At 53.2% G+C, this 13,574-nt stretch carries 16 protein-coding genes; 6 read left to right on the top strand and 10 right to left on the bottom strand.

Annotation, left to right across the window (positions count from 1 at the left end; all coding sequences use genetic code 11):
• Positions 1–14: 14 nt before the first annotated feature.
• Complete coding sequence (locus V9K67_RS14740) at positions 15–182, bottom strand: DUF1328 family protein (protein WP_336723697.1); 168 nt, start codon at positions 180–182, stop codon at positions 15–17.
• 260 nt (positions 183–442) lie between these two features.
• Between V9K67_RS14740 and V9K67_RS14735 the strand changes: the two genes are divergently transcribed.
• The 4 genes from V9K67_RS14735 (at position 443) to V9K67_RS14720 (ending at position 5,515) form a co-directional block, all read left to right on the top strand.
• A complete protein-coding gene (locus V9K67_RS14735; RefSeq protein WP_336723695.1) occupies positions 443–640 on the top strand; it encodes a hypothetical protein in 198 nt (65 codons plus the stop codon).
• A gap of 313 nt (positions 641–953) precedes the next feature.
• Positions 954–2,375, top strand: coding sequence for an RNA polymerase factor sigma-54 (gene rpoN / locus V9K67_RS14730; RefSeq protein WP_336723694.1), 1,422 nt, complete (start codon positions 954–956; stop codon positions 2,373–2,375).
• Between the two features lie 57 nt (positions 2,376–2,432).
• Positions 2,433–3,911 (top strand): sigma-54-dependent transcriptional regulator, encoded by a 1,479-nt coding sequence (locus V9K67_RS14725; RefSeq protein WP_336723693.1) that lies wholly within the window; start codon positions 2,433–2,435, stop codon positions 3,909–3,911.
• A gap of 158 nt (positions 3,912–4,069) precedes the next feature.
• Positions 4,070–5,515, top strand: coding sequence for a hybrid sensor histidine kinase/response regulator (locus tag V9K67_RS14720; RefSeq protein WP_336723691.1), 1,446 nt, complete (start codon positions 4,070–4,072; stop codon positions 5,513–5,515).
• Here V9K67_RS14720 and V9K67_RS14715 read toward each other — a convergent pair.
• The 5 genes from V9K67_RS14715 to V9K67_RS14695 form a co-directional block, all read right to left on the bottom strand.
• Positions 5,512–6,030 (bottom strand): pyridoxamine 5'-phosphate oxidase family protein, encoded by a 519-nt coding sequence (locus V9K67_RS14715; RefSeq protein ID WP_336723689.1) that lies wholly within the window; start codon positions 6,028–6,030, stop codon positions 5,512–5,514. The genes V9K67_RS14720 and V9K67_RS14715 overlap by 4 nt on opposite strands.
• Positions 6,031–6,055: 25 nt before the next feature.
• Positions 6,056–6,346 carry a PLDc N-terminal domain-containing protein gene (locus tag V9K67_RS14710; protein ID WP_336723687.1) on the bottom strand — a complete coding sequence of 97 codons (291 nt, stop codon included), beginning with the start codon at positions 6,344–6,346 and terminating at the stop codon, positions 6,056–6,058.
• A gap of 184 nt (positions 6,347–6,530) precedes the next feature.
• Positions 6,531–7,454: a YihY/virulence factor BrkB family protein gene (locus V9K67_RS14705; protein WP_336723685.1), complete on the bottom strand. Its 924-nt coding sequence runs from the start codon at positions 7,452–7,454 to the stop codon at positions 6,531–6,533.
• Between the two features lie 263 nt (positions 7,455–7,717).
• Positions 7,718–8,065, bottom strand: a complete 348-nt coding sequence (locus V9K67_RS14700; protein ID WP_336723683.1) for a hypothetical protein — start codon at positions 8,063–8,065, stop codon at positions 7,718–7,720.
• A gap of 152 nt (positions 8,066–8,217) precedes the next feature.
• Complete coding sequence (locus V9K67_RS14695) at positions 8,218–8,688, bottom strand: ferritin-like domain-containing protein (protein ID WP_336723681.1); 471 nt, start codon at positions 8,686–8,688, stop codon at positions 8,218–8,220.
• A 178-nt stretch (positions 8,689–8,866) separates the two neighbouring features.
• On the opposite strand from V9K67_RS14695, the gene V9K67_RS14690 reads away from it, so the two are divergent.
• Complete coding sequence (locus V9K67_RS14690) at positions 8,867–9,517, top strand: DUF6496 domain-containing protein (RefSeq protein ID WP_336723679.1); 651 nt, start codon at positions 8,867–8,869, stop codon at positions 9,515–9,517.
• Positions 9,518–10,011: 494 nt separating this feature from the next.
• Here the strand turns inward: V9K67_RS14690 and V9K67_RS14685 are convergent, their stop codons facing one another.
• The 3 genes from V9K67_RS14685 to V9K67_RS14675 form a co-directional block, all read right to left on the bottom strand.
• Positions 10,012–11,094, bottom strand: coding sequence for a DNA topoisomerase IB (locus tag V9K67_RS14685; protein ID WP_336723677.1), 1,083 nt, complete (start codon positions 11,092–11,094; stop codon positions 10,012–10,014).
• Positions 11,095–11,102: 8 nt separating this feature from the next.
• The gene (locus V9K67_RS14680; protein ID WP_336723674.1) at positions 11,103–11,627 is read right to left on the bottom strand and encodes a low affinity iron permease family protein; all 525 of its coding nucleotides are present in this window, start codon (positions 11,625–11,627) and stop codon (positions 11,103–11,105) included.
• Positions 11,628–11,733: 106 nt separating this feature from the next.
• Complete coding sequence (locus V9K67_RS14675) at positions 11,734–12,363, bottom strand: ferritin-like domain-containing protein (RefSeq protein ID WP_336723672.1); 630 nt, start codon at positions 12,361–12,363, stop codon at positions 11,734–11,736.
• 224 nt (positions 12,364–12,587) lie between these two features.
• Between V9K67_RS14675 and V9K67_RS14670 the strand changes: the two genes are divergently transcribed.
• Positions 12,588–13,100 (top strand): pyridoxamine 5'-phosphate oxidase family protein, encoded by a 513-nt coding sequence (locus tag V9K67_RS14670; protein WP_336723670.1) that lies wholly within the window; start codon positions 12,588–12,590, stop codon positions 13,098–13,100.
• Between the two features lie 107 nt (positions 13,101–13,207).
• Here the strand turns inward: V9K67_RS14670 and V9K67_RS14665 are convergent, their stop codons facing one another.
• On the bottom strand, positions 13,208–13,498 hold the full coding sequence (locus tag V9K67_RS14665) for a hypothetical protein (RefSeq protein ID WP_336723669.1): 291 nt from the start codon (positions 13,496–13,498) through the stop codon (positions 13,208–13,210).
• Positions 13,499–13,574 lie beyond the last annotated feature (76 nt).

The following is a 13,574-nucleotide window of genomic DNA, read 5'->3' as shown; positions in this document are numbered from 1 at the left end:
AAGAATAGGTCCCATTAATCCACTCTCCTGAATCCACCTGCGATCAGCGATAATACAAACAATACCAGGAAAATATAGAAGAGTATTTTGGCAATCGAAGCGGCGCCGGCGGCAATACCTCCAAAACCAAAAATGGCAGCTATAATAGCTATCACTAAGAAAATCAACGTCCAGCGTAACATAAGAAATGATTTAGTGGTTAATAAATTTTTCAGGTCACTTAATTAAAGAATTGTACCATTTTGCCACTTTTGGGAATTTTTTTATCGGGCTGTGCAGAAAATTTGTTGAGAATATTCTACTGCTGAGCTAGCAGAAAATAACCTAGCTGGGCAGTTTTCCTTTGGTATGGTTTTTAAGTGTTTTTAACGAGGCGGAAGAGCGGTGTTTTCCCCAGAGCCCCTCCTTCACCTTTTTACCAGTCGTTCAAAACCTTCCAATCATGAATAGTACCCAACTAACGCCCCTTGCTTCCGACAGTAAGGTAAAACTGAGCAACGGCAAACCGGTCGCCGCGCATTCGAGCAGGCCGCCTGTTGCCGACCCCATGTACCGAGATCCCTCCGCCGCCTCCGGCGCCGGAAGGTACCCGGTGCCCGTTTCCATGGAAGACCGCTATGCCGTCCGGGGAAGGCATTAGCCCCTAAAAAAACGGTTGCTCCTATACGTTACCATAACTTTTGCCCTTAACCATAAAAAAGCACAACTCCTTAGGTTGTGCTTTTGTTTTTCCCTTACCTTTCCAGTAGCCAGAAGCGTTTGGGAAGCAGGGGTCTTTTGGGGAATAAGCTCCACAATAGGATAGATAGGTTACGTGAATAGTTAATGTGTTGGTTTCCTGCGGCCGGATCTGGCGGGTTAAGTTGCTGAGTATCAATAAATTTAATTTTTTTTTAACTCAGCAATTTTTGGTGCTACACTTGATCAATGATTCCTAAGCCAAACTCTTCACCATGATCAATCAGCGGTTAGCCCAAAAGCAGCGATTAAAGATTCTGCCCCAGCAGATCCAGTTGCTGAACTTCTTCCACCTGAATACTCTTGAACTGGAGCAACGCATTCAGCAGGAACTGGAGGACAATCCCCTGCTGGATGACCAGAAGAACGAGTATGAGCCGGTGATCGATAAGTACAACAAGGATTCCGTACAGGACTACCAGGATTGGGAGGAATACGCCTATGAAGATTTTCCGGACTACAAGCTGGAATACGGGAACTACCTGAACAACGATACCATACCCGAACGGCCCATCATCAGCCAGTCGGATTACCGCAAACTGTTAAAAGAACAGTTCAAACTCACCTGTTCCGACCCGCGGGAAATAGAGTTGGCAGAGTATCTGATTGATTCCTTTAATGACTATGGCCTGATGGAGCAGGAATCGGAAAACATTGCCGAGTACATCTCCTTTAAAATGAACACCTGGATCGAGGCGGAGCAGGTCGACAAAGTGCTCAGTCACATCCAGACCCTGGAACCCGTTGGGGTAGGGGCCCGCACCATCCGGGAATGCCTGCTGATTCAACTCAGGCGGCTGAACGGGAAGCGGCCGGACGTGAAAATGGCGGTAAAGCTTTTGGAGAACCATTTTAACGACCTGCACAACCGGAACATGGACAAGATCAAGGCACAACTGAAGATCGATGACGAGGAACTGAAAATTGTGCTGCAGCTGATCTCTACGTTAAAGATGAAGCCGGTTTGCGAGGTGCAGGACAACATCACGGGCATTCAAACCATCCTGCCCGATTTCCTCATCAACCGTAACGGCGATGAGATTGAAGTGCAGCTGTACCGCAACCGGTCGGAAAGCCTGAGCATTAATAGCAACTGGAAGCAGATGGCCGACAACAACAACGCGGTCACTACCGATAAATCGGCCGTGCAGTACCTGAAGAACAAGCTGCAGTCGGCCCAGTGGTTTATTCACGCCGTGCAGCAGCGTGAAGCCACGATGTTGAAAATAATGAAGGCGATTGTTCAACTTCAGTTCGAGTATTTTCAAACAGGCGACATAAATTTGCTCAAGCCCATGATCCTGAAAAACATCGCCGAAATGGTGGGCGTGGACATTTCCACCGTTTCAAGGATCACCTGTAATAAATATGCCGAAACCCCCTTTGGCCTGCTGCTGCTAAAGGACCTGTTCACCGAAGGCATCGCCAATGAAAAGGGCCAGGTGATCAGCAATAAGGTTATTCAGTCGGCGATAGAAGAGGTTATTGAAAACGAAGACAAGCATAATCCGTATACGGACCAGCAGTTGGTAGCTATTCTTTCGCAGAAAGGCTTTTCGGTAGCCCGCAGAACGGTGGCAAAATACCGTGAACAGTTACAAATTCCAGTATCTCATGTACGAAGCCTGTGGGCCTAGTTTTCTTAACTTTATATCTACGAACCAAATAGTTACGAACCACAAACAAATTTTATCATGCAAAAAATCCTGATTATTGACGATGATAGGGACATGTGTTTACTGCTGAAACGTTTCCTATCCCGCCATGGTTTTGAAGTCTTAGAAGCATATAACGGCAAAAAGGCGCTGGAAACACTGGAAGAAACCGAGCCTTCGCTCGTTATGTGCGATTTCCGCCTGGAGGATATGGAAGGAAACGTACTGCTGGGAAAAATCAAGGAGAAATACCCCCACCTGCCCGTGATCATCATTACCGGCTACAGCGATATCAAGATCGCCGTGGAGGTGATGAAAATGGGCGCTTACGACTATATTACCAAGCCCCTCTTCCCCGACGAAATACTGGTGACCATCCGCAAGGCCCTGGAAACCGCCGCCACCCAGGACGCGCCCCAGGTGAAGGCCGTGCATACCCCGGTAGAGCAACAGCCGGCCGCCGTAAAGGAACCCAAGGTGCCCGTCATCTATTCGGGCGACTACATTTTTGGCGACTCTGCCGTTTTTCGCAACATCCTGCAGCAGATCGACCTGGTGGGCCCCACCAATTATACCGTGATCATCTACGGCGAAAGCGGCAGCGGCAAGGAAGCCATCGCCCAGGAGATCCACAAACGCAGCAAGCGCAAGGGCAAACCCTTCGTGGCCATCGACTGCGGCGCCATGTCCAAGGAACTGGCAGGTAGCGAGCTGTTCGGTCACGAGAAAGGTTCGTTTACCGGCGCCCTCAACCAGAAGATCGGCTCCTTCGAAATCGCCAACGGCGGCACCGTCTTCCTCGACGAGGTGGCCAACCTTTCCTACGACATCCAGGTGTCGCTGCTGCGCGTGGTGCAGGAGCGCAAAATGCGCCGCGTGGGCGGTACCAAGGACATCGACCTGGACGTGCGCATCATCGTGGCCAGTAACGAAAAGCTGTGGGACGCCGCCCGCAAGGGCAAGTTCCGCGAGGACCTCTACCACCGCTTCAACGAGTTCAGCATTGACGTGCCGCCGCTGCGCCAGCGTCCCGACGACGTGATGCTCTTTGCCAACCACTTCCTGGCAATGACCAACCTCGAGCTGGGCAAGAACGTACGGCGCTTCAGCCCCGAAGTGGAAAGCAGCTTTAGAAGCTATATCTGGTACGGCAACCTGCGCGAACTGAAAAACGTGATCAAGCGGGCCACCCTGCTCACCGACGGCGATACCATCGAGGCCAGCTCGCTGCCCTTCGAGATCTCGCACTACAGCAAGCTGCAGTTCGACCGCCAGCCCGAAGCCCCCGCCAGCAGCATGCACGTGATGGCCGGCCCCATCGAGGACGTACAGGAACTGCCCCGCAGCCATTCCGAAACCACCCTGAAAGGCGCCAGCATCGATGCCGAGTACGAAATGATCCTGAAGGCGCTTAAAAAAGTAAACTTCAACAAAAGCAAGGCGGCCAAACTGTTGAATATCGACCGCAAAACGCTCTATAACAAAATGAAGCAGTACCAGGAGTTCAACAACCAGTAATCCCCGGTGCACCCTACAGGTGGGGCCTGTCGCCCGGCCCGTTTTTACCCCCGTAAAAGCGGGCCGACCGGCAGCCTCACCTGTTGCTTTTTCCCCCGGCACCGTACATTTGTATATCGTAATTTTCGCTAACTTTTTCCGGAAAACCTAAATAGATTATGTCCACTCCCAACAGGCCCGAAGTTCGGATCCTTATCATTGATGACGACGAAGATGACTTTTTTATTACCTCGGAATACCTCAAGCAGATCGAAGACTATAAGCTCACCATCGACTGGTGCTACAAGTTCAACGATGCGGTACAGCACCTGAGCAAGCATGCCTACGACATGTACTTCGTAGACTACCGGCTGGGCGGCAAAACCGGCCTGGACTTTTTGAAAGAAGCCTCCAAGTTCGGCATGGAAGAACCCATCGTGCTGCTGACCGGCAAGGGCAACAAAGAAGTGGACAAGGAAGCCATGCAGATGGGCGCCACCGACTACCTGGTCAAAACCGAGCTGACGGTAGACAAGCTGGAGCGCTGCATCCGTTACTCATTGGAGCGCACCGCCTACATCAAGGCGCTGAAGGCCAACGAGCGGAAGTACCGCAGCATCTTCGAGCTGTCGAAGGATGCCGTGTTCATCTCCGATAAGAACCTCGGCTTCCGGGACATGAACCTGGCGACCTCGGACCTCCTCGGCTACAGCAAGGACGAGCTGCTGACCCGCAGCGTGTACCAGTTCATCCCCGACGACTCGCAGCGCTCGCTGCTGGAGCGGATGCTGTATGTGGAAGGGGACGTGAACGACCTGGAACTGGAGTTCCTGACCAAAAGCGGCGAACGCAAAACCTGCATCTTTTCGCTGACGGCCCCGCTCGATTCTACCGGGCACATCTATTACCAGGGACTGATCCACGATATCACCAACCTGCGCAAGGCCGAAAAGGCCAACCTGATGGTGGAGAAGCTGGGCGCTGCTGGCCGCCTGGTGCGTACCCTGGCCCACGAGGTGCGCAATCCCCTGAACAACATCAACATGTCGGTGGAACAACTGGTGCATAACCCCGTATCGGAAGAAACCGACCTGTTTCTGAACATCATCCAGCGCAACAGCAAGCGCATCGGCGACCTCATCACCGAACTGCTCGATTCGGCCCGTCCGTCCGAACTGGTATTCGAGCGGCTGACCCTGCAGGCGATCATGGACGAAAGCATCATCGATGCCCTCGACCGCATCACCCTGCAGCGCATCAACATGCAAATCCGTTATTGCAACGAGCTGTGCTATATCATGGCCAACAAGGAAAAGCTCAAAATCGCTTTTTTGAACATCATCATCAATTCCGTGGAAGCCATGACCGATGGGAAAGGAGAGCTGGATATCAACATTGAAACAATGGGAACCTCGCACAAGGTGAGCATTCGCGACAACGGCGTCGGGATCCCGGAAGAAAACCTGTCGCGCCTGTTTGAGCCGTATTTTACCTCCAAGCGAAACGGTATGGGGCTGGGACTGGCGGCTACGTTGAATATCCTCCAATCCCACAAGGCCCATATCGATGTGTCGTCCACCGTAGGACAGGGGACGGCCTTTGTCATTACCTTCCCGGCAACCTAAGGCTGGTGGAGGTCGAGCTTACCGGTTTCGTCCTCCTTGTATTTGCCGCCTTTGCCCAGGGATTTGACCATCTGGAAGAACAGTGCCATTTTACTGGAATGCGTATTCCAGTAAAAGGCCTCTTCGGTGTTCACCTTCACCAGGCAGATCTTGGGATCCTCCAGGCCGTTGGGGAACCACTCCTTCATGGAGGGCTTCCACAGGCTTTCCATCCGGCTTTTGTCGAGAATGACCGTGCAGGTGCCCCGGACATTGACGTAAATGTTTTTGGCGGGGTGGGCGTAAATGAGGTTGACCAGGTTGTCCTTGGAAACCTCCTGGATCTTTTCGGAGAACTCGTTGGTGAAGAACCAGGCGTTCCCTTCATCGTCCACATTTACGGTCCACATCGGCCGGCTCATCACCTTGCCAAAATCGTCCAGGGTGGTAAACATGCAAATCGTTACTTTGCTGACCAGGTCCTGGAACTTCTCAATTGCTTCCTGTTCGTGTAACTTCTTTTCGGTTGTGTCCATACGTATTGCGCTAAAGGGTTAAGGCCTAGGTAATGATTTTGTTGCGTTCCTGGTGCATCAGGTAAAACAGCAGGCTGCCCAGCGCGGGCACAGCCACCACGGCAATCAGCCAGAAGCGTTTCTGGAACGGCCGCATATCGTGCCTTCCGATCACGTCAATAATGCTCCAGATCCAGTGGATCCCTGCCAGTATCACGCTGGCTATGAGTATAGTATTACCGATTTCATAGCCATTGCTGTTCAGGCCAATGCCTACAAGTACCACGATAATCGAAAAAATGCCCAGGAAAAAATTCGGATGTCTTGTGTATTTCATAACGCTGTTATTTATTAATGCCTTTCTGTCTGCAGTGTATGTAGTAGTAAAATTTATGCCATTTCAAACCTCATGAATAGACGCAAAACAGGAAGGCGGCCTGGTTATCTGCCGCAAAATACATGCGTAATTATCTGGAATTCAGCCCGGGAAGCCCGTTGGGGCGGCGGCCTTTTTTTAAAAATCAGGATTGCAGGGTGGAGAGCGGCACCTCTCGCGCTTCCCGTTTAATGATGAAGACGGCTGTGGGTTTGGGCCGGATGCCTTCGCCGGTATGCAGGGCGTACATTTTGGTGAATTCGGCCCCGAAATACAGGATAATGGCGGAATAATACACCCAGGTGAGGATAATGACGATGGAGGCGGCTGCCCCGTAGGTAGCGCCCATATTGGAGCTGCCGATATAATAGGTGATGAGGAACTTGCCCAGCAGGAACAGCAAAGCCGTGAAGAAGGCCCCGATAACGGCATCTTTCCAGGCAATGACGGCATCGGGCAGTACCTTGAAAATAATGGTGAACAGGATGGTGATGGCCACCACGATAATGGCCATGTTCAGGACGTGGAACAGGTACACGGTATAATGCGGCAGCAGCTTGAGCAGGCGATCGCTCAGCAGGTTCAGCACGGCGTTGATCACCAGCGATACCAGCAGCACGAAGCCGATGCTGATGATCAGCGAAAAGGACAGCAGGCGGTTGATGATGAAGCGGAGCCAGCTTTTTTTGGGCTTTGCTTTAACCGACCAGATAAAGTTGATGGAGTCCTGCATTTCGGTAAATACGCCGGTAGCGCCGACAAACAGGAGCACCGCGCCCACGATGGCGCCGGTGGTGCCGGAATGGGCGGCTTCGATGTTGACGATGATTTGCTGCAGCTGCAGGGCGGCCTCGCTGCCGACCACGTCCTTGATCTCTTTGTAGATGTTGCCCTGCATGGCTTCCTTGCCCAGGAAGATGCCGGTCAGCGAAATGATAATCACCAGCATGGGGGCCAGGGCAAAGACGGTATAATAACTCAGGGCGGCGCTCAGCTTGAACGCGTTGTCGTTGACAAATCCAGATCCAGCGCTCTTCAGTACTTTCCAGAATTTTTTCAATTTCTTCATAACCCGTTATTCTGCTGCAATTGCAGACAATCATGTGCCAGCATCCGCCCGAAAAAGGAGGCGGGCCGGGCCTTGGGGAATTTGGTGCCCAGGGCGCTGGGCCGCCTTCAAAGGGCAGAAGAGGCCGCTGGTTACCGGTAGGGCCTGGCCGAAAAAGAAAAGTGTTCCTCCGGGGAGGAACACTTTTCGAAAAACGTATCAGGGCAGAAGAAGGGGGCGGAAGTCTCTTGGCTTGTCGTCGGGCTTGATGGGAAGGGGTGGGGTCAGGAGTTCTTCACCACTTTCTTTTGAATGTTTTCCACCTCCTGCATGAACTGGGCGATGCGGGCGTCGGTATAAATGCCATACGCGTCGATCAGGGTGCCTTTGGCGCCGTCGCCGGTTTTGATGACGTACAGGATGGCGTTATCGTCGGGGTCGGACATGCCTTCGAAGCGGAAAAAGTTCACGACCTGCACCTCTTCGGGTTTGTACACTTTGCCTTTTTGCAGGGATTCCATGCCTCTTTCGGTGATCTTGAAATCTTCTTCGTAACCATCCATGATCATTTTATTGAGACAGGTGGAAAGGCTCTTCATGTACGGCTGCGAGTTGTGTTCGTTGACTATCATAGTACGAGGTTTTGTGCTTGAAATAGAATAAAATAGTTTGCCAAAAAAATAAGACGGGAACCCTTTGATGCTGAGTACTTAATTCCCCAAAAGAAAGGCTGGTTATTGCAACCAGCCTCAAAATGAATCAAAAATGCCCTTGATCTTCAGGCTTAACTGGTAGCCCGGCTCAGGTCGCGCAGGCGCTTCACTTCGTCGTGGCCCACGCGCAGCGCGGTTTTCTGGCGGATGATCAGTTCGCGCAGCGGGGCTTCCAGGTCCACATCGGCATTCAGGGCCGTATCATACGCTTTCTGGGCGGCGTCCTCGCCGAATTCGCAGTTTTCCAGAATGGCTTTGCGGTCCTTGCCGGAAACGGCCGCCTTCAGGTCCATCCATACCCTGTATATTTTACCCGAATTGGTGGTGCCGTCGGCCGGGTTGCCGCCCAGACGGGTAACTTCATGGGTCAGTTCCGTTGCATATTGCCTGCTTTCCGTGGTATACCGGTGGAATAAAGTAACCAGGTCGGCATCTTCTGCTCCTTTTAATTCGTCTATTGCCTTTTCGTATCCCACCATGCGGTCGTTGTTGATACGGATCAGGTCATTCAGTACGCCTATTACTTTTTCATTCTTTTCCATGATGATCGTTTTTATGGCCTTTGCCAGTTAAAAAATCGTACCTATTTGGGACGTCCGCTGCTGCCGGGCCTTTGCCGGCGGGGAGAAGAATACGGGATGGGGCGTGCCTGGGGCAGAAGCGGTACGATATTTTGAGAACTATAAAGGATCACTATTTACTAACCTAAAATTCAAACAGATGGCTAAGTATTCTCAACGTGCTGGTGAAAAGGTGGAACGGGCCATGCACGAAATGAAAACCGGTGATTTAAAAAGCGGGCGCAGCGGTAAAAAGGTAACTTCCCGCAAGCAGGCCGTGGCCATTGGACTGTCGGAAGCCCGGAAAGAAGGGGCCAAGGTGCCGAAAAAAGCTGCCGGCTCCAAAACAGCCACCGCTACGGCTTCGAAGAAGAGCGCCGCTCCGAAAAAAACGGCTACGAAAAGCGCCGCCAGCAGAACAAAGAGCGCAGCCAGCAGCACCAAAAGTGCCGCCAGCCGCACCCGGAGTGCTGCCAGCAAAACCAGTAGCGCCGCCAGCAAGACCCGTAGCGCTGCCAGCAAATCCGGTAGTACCGCCGGCAAATCCCGCAGTACGGCCAGCAAATCCGGTAGTGCCGCGAGCAAGACCCGCAGCAGTGCTTCCAGCAAAACCCGTAGCGCCGCCGGTAAAGGAACGGCCGCTAAAAAGTCTTCGTCCACTTCCTCCAGCCGCAGCAGCGCCGCCACCAGCCGGAAGACGGGTACAAAAACGGCTTCCAAGGCAAAGACCTCCCGGCCTGCCGCCAAGAAGACGGCAACGAAGACTGCCTCCCGGACTGCTACCAAAAGCCGGGCAGCCGCAAAGAAATAGGCAATGAGCAACCAGCAATGGGCAATGCGTAATCGATTGTAAGCAAAGAGCAATAGGCAATCAGTAAGGAGCAACCAGCAAAGGAGAAAAGGTGTGTAACCTGCCATCCTGAGCTTCTGGTTGCTTTTTTTATGCGTATTGCCCATTACCTGAATAATACTATTTTAACCAGGATAGACGGGGAAGAAGAGGAAGCCCGCAGGGCTTCACTGTGAATAGCCCCGGGTGCAACCCGGGGAATGGCCGTGGTTGGTCACGACAACCCCGGATGGGGTTGATTGTGGAACCCACAACAAATGGAGCGTTCGGGATCAGAAAGGCTTCCCCGAGAATTCTACCGGGTTGAAAACTATTGTAAATCGAACAGGACACATTCAACCCCATCCGGGGTTGTGGTGACGAACTACTGCTGACCCCGGGTTGCACCCGGGGCTATTCACAGTGAAGCCCTGCGGGCTTCCTCTTCGCGGTCCACCATGATTAAAAGATAGTATTCAGATCAGCTCGTGGAGGATTTTCATCAGCACCTTCTCTTCGCTGGTAAGGCCCGTGAGGTCGTCGGGCTGCTCGATGATATCGAGCTCTTCGAAGTAACGGTCGAGCTGTTGTTCTTCGTACAGCCGGATGATGCCGGGATGGACATAATATTTTTTGCAGACCGTCCGGGTATTGCCCAGTTTTTTGCTGACCTCGTCCAGAGCGGTGATCACGTTTTTTTTGCAGTCTTCCTGGGTGCAGGCTTTTCCCAGCGTGCGGAAGGCCCGCAACAGGTTCAGCGTGCCGGCCCAGGTGCGGAAATCCTTGGCGGTGAACTCGCCGCCCGCTGCGTCCTTGATGTACCGGTTCACCCGGCCCGAGTCGATGGATTTGCGGTTGCCTTCGGCGTCGAAATATTGAAACAGCTCTTTGCCCGGGAGGTCGCGGCAGGCTTTGAGCGTGCGGGCCAGGCGGTGGTTGTGGACCGTAATGTTGTGGTAAATGCCCTTTTTGCCCTTGAAGGAGAAGATCATTTTAGGGCCCTCCACCTTTACATGTTTGTCTTTGAGGGTGGTGAGGCCGTAGGAGCCGTTGGCTTTTGCGTAATCGTCGTTGCCAATGCGGATGTAGGTACGCTCCATCAGGCTGATGACGGTTGCCAGCACCTTTTCCTCGCAGAGGTCCTTACATGCCAGGTCGTCTTCCAGTTTGAGGCGGAGGGAGGGGAGGAGCTTGCCGAACTCGTAGAGGCGATGGAACTTGGTTTCGTTGCGTATGGTGCTCCAGAGCGGGTGGTAGCGGTATTGTTTGCGGTGGCGGGCGTCGAAGCCGGTAGCCTGGATATGCCCGTGTTCGCTGGGGCAGATCCATACGCTGGTCCAGGCGGGCGGGATGGCCAGGCGGCGGATGCGTTCCCGTGCCTTGTCGTTGCGGGGCAGGGGCTTGCTGTCGAAGGTATAGACGAAGCCCTTTCCTTTTTTTACCCGCTGGATGCCGGGGTCCTTGTCGGATACGTACAAAAGGTCGGCGGCTTTGGCCGCTTTGAAATAGTCGCGGTCAAGCTTTAGAAATTCTTTATGCGAGAGCTGCACCCCTTCCATAGCTGCGTTTATTTAGGATCCGGTTCGGGCTTTTGCCTGCGTTGGTTCAGCACCTGCACTTTTTCGGCATGGCGGTCGCCGGCTTCATCAATGGAGTGCGAACGGTGCAGGGTATTTTCCTTTTTGGCCAGCTCCGACAGCCGGATATAGAATTTTTTCAGTACTTCCAGTTCCTCCTGGCTGAGGTCTTCCACTTCGATCAGGCGGTTGGAGGCCTTTTTATCTGCAGCGATCAGCTCGTTCAGTTTCAGCTGCATGGCCAGGGAGTCTTTATTCTGGGATTGCTGGATGATAAACACCATCAGGAACGTGACGATGGTGGTGCCGGTATTGATCACCAGTTGCCAGGTATCGGAAAAGTGGAACAGGGGGCCGGTAATGGCCCACAGCAGGATGACGGAGGCGGCAAAAATGAAGGCGGTGGCCGACCCGGTCAGCCGGGTGATTACGGAAGCGATTTTCTGGAACCGGGAAGAAAGGCCGTGCTTTTTACTTCCGGCCAGGGTTACATTGTCATCGATCTCGGTACGCATAGTCAGGGTATTAGCTATAATCAAAGAAAAAGCCGGGCCAATCGGCCCGGCTTTTTCCGTAAATGGGATTATTCCGGCAGTATTTCCTTTGCCAATTGCTTATTGCCTATTCCTCTTCCGGCTCGTTGTCTGCATTGATGTTGATGCTGCTGACGGCCAGTTCGGTCAGGATGGTATCGGTTTTCTTTTCCTCGTCCAGGGTTTCCTGCAACAGGCGGGCGATGGCTTCCATGCCCATGGTTTTAGCCAGTTGTACCAGGCTGCCGTAGGAGGCGATTTCGTAGTGTTCCGCTTTCTGAGCAGCAATGATCAGGGCGGCATCGCGGGTGGCGGTGCCCTGGTCGGTATCTTCGATGCAGCTCACGGCTTCCCGTACCAGGCCTTCCATGGCTTCGCACTTTTTGGCGCGGGCCGCCATTTCCAGCAGGCCGAAAACTTCTTCCAGCCGCTGCACCTGGTTTTCCGTTTCTTCGAGGTGGAGCCTGAAGGCATCCGCCAGTTCCTGCGAGGTGGCGGCTTTGGCCAGTTTCGGCAGGGCCTTGGCCAGGTGCTTTTCAGCCCAGTAAATGTCTTTCAGTTCATCCACGAACAATTCTCTCAGCTTTGTTTCCTCGGTAGCCGCTTTGGCGGTGGCCGTTTTTCCGGCGGCAGCAGTGCTGCGGCTGGGGGCTTGGGCTGCCTTGCGCCCGGTGGCGGCAGACCGGGAAGCGGTGGCGGTTTTCGTCGTCTTTGCCATAAAGATGTTTTTGAAATTTTTGACTAATCCATGTTACAAAATGGTGCCAGTTTACGACCAGTTATAGAAGAGCGTGTTGGGGGCGCCTGCTTCCGGTTAGGGGGCGGGGATGTGGACAAACTTGCACACCGGGCTGAGGCTCAACCGGCACCGGCTCCCTTGTTTTTTTGTGGTATTTTATTTGGAAGATGAGTATCAATGAGTTACTGATAAAACGTTCGTGTATGCCGTTACAACAACAGCTCAGTTTCCTGCAGGAAAAAATACAGGATATCCGAAGCGCCATCTTTTTTAACCTGAGTGATGCGGTGCTGAAATTTCCTACCTCGCTTGTTTCCACGCTCAAGGTGGACGAGTACGGCTATGTATGGTTCCTGGCCCGCAGGCCCCGGCAGGAGGTCACGGAATTCGAGGCGGGCTTCCCGGTGCGGCTGGATTATTACCGCAAGGGCACCAACTATTTTATGCAGGTGACCGGCAGGGCCTGGGTGGTATCGGACCCGGAGGAGATGAACCAGTTGGCCGGTATGCTGCAGAACCAGGAAGGTGTCCCCTTTACGGAGGCTACGGAGGCGGTGCTGGTAAAAGTAAAAATGCTGCAGGCGGAATGCCATGAATTGCAATTGCATGCCCGCCACTCGTGGTGGCAGTCGGCGGTAAATACGGTAAGCACCTGGTTCCGCAATTCGGGAGGAGCCTACCGGGCCGGCACTTTTGTGTACGACCTGGCGTCCTGAACGCCTGGAAGCCCCCTGGTTTTACCCTTTATGCGGCAGCATATGCATAAAAATCCCCGGTCTCGCCGCTGGCAAGACCGGGGATTTTTTTACGGTCTGTCGTCCGGTCAGATGTCTTCGTTTTCCCGTTCGTATTCCCGGTTGTAGTCGTCATAATCCTTTCCGGCATCTTCGTCGTCGTAATCTTCATCGCCTTCCTCTCTTCTGCTGGTAGAGGCCGGCGACAGGTGTGTGGGTGAGGAGCCGATACCGGTACCGTAGCCGGTCCGCTGGGTTTCGTTAAAGCCCCCGCTGGCGGGCGTGTTGGCCTGGTAAGGCGTACCGGTCAGCTCTTCGTCCTTTCTGGTCTCGCGGCCCGGTTCGGGGCCGGATGGGTTATTCCTGTTCCTGGTCGTCATAGTTCAAGAATTAGGTTTGGAAAAAGGTTAACGCCTAACCTGTTAGAAAGCCATGCCAAAAAAGAGGGCATGCCCG

This window comes from Huijunlia imazamoxiresistens, assembly GCF_037132455.1.
In the GTDB taxonomy this organism is placed as follows: domain Bacteria; phylum Bacteroidota; class Bacteroidia; order Chitinophagales; family Chitinophagaceae; genus Flavisolibacter; species Flavisolibacter imazamoxiresistens.
The sequence above is the reverse complement of the archived record's forward strand: the minus strand, read 5'-3'. Positions and strand labels throughout refer to the sequence as shown.

Excerpts from the sequence above, each read along its gene's own strand:
- V9K67_RS14740 (WP_336723697.1), bottom strand. The coding sequence starts at position 182 with ATGTTACGCTGGACGTTGATTTTCTTAGTGATAGCTATTATAGCTGCC.
- V9K67_RS14675 (WP_336723672.1), bottom strand. The coding sequence starts at position 12,363 with ATGGCAAAGACGACGAAAACCGCCACCGCTTCCCGGTCTGCCGCCACC.
- V9K67_RS14665 (WP_336723669.1), bottom strand. The coding sequence starts at position 13,498 with ATGACGACCAGGAACAGGAATAACCCATCCGGCCCCGAACCGGGCCGC.
- rpoN (WP_336723694.1), top strand. The coding sequence starts at position 954 with ATGATCAATCAGCGGTTAGCCCAAAAGCAGCGATTAAAGATTCTGCCC.
- V9K67_RS14735 (WP_336723695.1), top strand. The coding sequence starts at position 443 with ATGAATAGTACCCAACTAACGCCCCTTGCTTCCGACAGTAAGGTAAAA.
- V9K67_RS14725 (WP_336723693.1), top strand. The coding sequence starts at position 2,433 with ATGCAAAAAATCCTGATTATTGACGATGATAGGGACATGTGTTTACTG.
- V9K67_RS14700 (WP_336723683.1), bottom strand. The coding sequence starts at position 8,065 with ATGATAGTCAACGAACACAACTCGCAGCCGTACATGAAGAGCCTTTCC.
- V9K67_RS14670 (WP_336723670.1), top strand. The coding sequence starts at position 12,588 with ATGCCGTTACAACAACAGCTCAGTTTCCTGCAGGAAAAAATACAGGAT.
- V9K67_RS14720 (WP_336723691.1), top strand. The coding sequence starts at position 4,070 with ATGTCCACTCCCAACAGGCCCGAAGTTCGGATCCTTATCATTGATGAC.
- V9K67_RS14715 (WP_336723689.1), bottom strand. The coding sequence starts at position 6,030 with ATGGACACAACCGAAAAGAAGTTACACGAACAGGAAGCAATTGAGAAG.
- V9K67_RS14710 (WP_336723687.1), bottom strand. The coding sequence starts at position 6,346 with ATGAAATACACAAGACATCCGAATTTTTTCCTGGGCATTTTTTCGATT.
- V9K67_RS14680 (WP_336723674.1), bottom strand. The coding sequence starts at position 11,627 with ATGCGTACCGAGATCGATGACAATGTAACCCTGGCCGGAAGTAAAAAG.
- V9K67_RS14705 (WP_336723685.1), bottom strand. The coding sequence starts at position 7,454 with ATGAAGAAATTGAAAAAATTCTGGAAAGTACTGAAGAGCGCTGGATCT.
- V9K67_RS14690 (WP_336723679.1), top strand. The coding sequence starts at position 8,867 with ATGGCTAAGTATTCTCAACGTGCTGGTGAAAAGGTGGAACGGGCCATG.
- V9K67_RS14695 (WP_336723681.1), bottom strand. The coding sequence starts at position 8,688 with ATGGAAAAGAATGAAAAAGTAATAGGCGTACTGAATGACCTGATCCGT.
- V9K67_RS14685 (WP_336723677.1), bottom strand. The coding sequence starts at position 11,094 with ATGGAAGGGGTGCAGCTCTCGCATAAAGAATTTCTAAAGCTTGACCGC.